Annotated in this window: 1 pseudogene and 1 other annotated feature; the pseudogene reads right to left on the reverse strand. The window is 64.0% G+C overall.

Annotation, left to right across the window (positions count from 1 at the left end):
* Nucleotides 1-1,057: pseudogene (locus ACFFNA_RS35970) on the reverse strand (IS3 family transposase); the annotation flags it as partial.
* Nucleotides 657-773: a sequence feature (AL1L pseudoknot), on the reverse strand. It overlaps the preceding pseudogene by 117 nt.
* Nucleotides 1,058-1,107: the final 50 nt, after the last annotated feature.

Here is a 1,107-nt window from a genome sequence, read left to right on the forward strand (position 1 = left end):
TCGGCCTTGTAAAGACCGTTGATCGTTTCGGCGAGAGCATTGTCGTAGCTGTCGCCGACGCTGCCTACCGAAGGCTCGACGCCGGCCTCCGCCAGGCGCTCGGTATATCGAATGCTGACATATTGGCTGCCTCTATCGCTATGGTGCACGAGCCCGCCGCGGTGGATCGGCCGCCGATCATGGAGTGCCTGTTCCAGAGCGTCCAGGACGAAGCTCGCATGCGCCGTCCGGCTCACCCGCCAGCCAACGATCCGGCGGGCATAGGTGTCGATGACAAAGGCGACATAGACGAAGCCCGTCCAGGTCGCGACGTAGGTGAAGTCGGAGACCCACAGCATGTTCGGCGCCGGGGCATGGAACTGGCGATTAACGTGATCGAGAGGGCAAGGTGCGGCCTTGTCGCTCACCGTGGTGCGGATCGGCTTGCCGCGGATGATGCCCTCAAGACCCATGGCCCTCATCAGGCGGGCAACCGTGCAGCGGGCGACGTCGAAGCCCTCGCGCTGCAACTGCCGCCAGACCTTGCGAACGCCGTAGACGCGGAAGTTGGCCTCGAACACGCGTCGGACCTCATCCTTCAAGGCCTCATCCCGCTTCGCCCGAGCCGACAGCCGGGAGGGATCGATGCGCTTGGCGACATGGTCGTGGTAGGTCGACGGGGCGATCGGCAGCACCTTGCAGATCGGCTCGACCCCATGCGCCTGGCGGTGATCGTCGATGAACGCGATCATGGCTTGAACCGGCGGTCGAGCTCCGCCTGGGCAAAATACGCGGAAGCCTTGCGAAGGATCTCGTTGGCCTGGCGAAGCTCGCGGTTCTCGCGCTCCAAGGCCTTGAGTTTCGTTGCCACATCCGTAGGCACACCGGCGCGCACGCCACTGTCGCGTTCGGCCTTCTTCACCCACTCATGCAGCGTCTGCGCCGTGCAGCCGATCTTGGCCGCGATCGACAAGACCGCAGCCCAGCGCGAGGGGTGTTCATGCTCGTGATCCAGAACCAGCCGCACCGCACGGGTCCGGACTTCGGGAGAGAACTTGTTGGTCGTCTTGCTTGTCATGGCTCCACCTTCTCAGGAATTGGAGCCTCCGAGCAACCCGGTGCGGTTCA

The sequence above is a fragment of the Mesorhizobium kowhaii genome, from assembly GCF_042431665.1.
Lineage (GTDB): Bacteria > Pseudomonadota > Alphaproteobacteria > Rhizobiales > Rhizobiaceae > Mesorhizobium > Mesorhizobium kowhaii.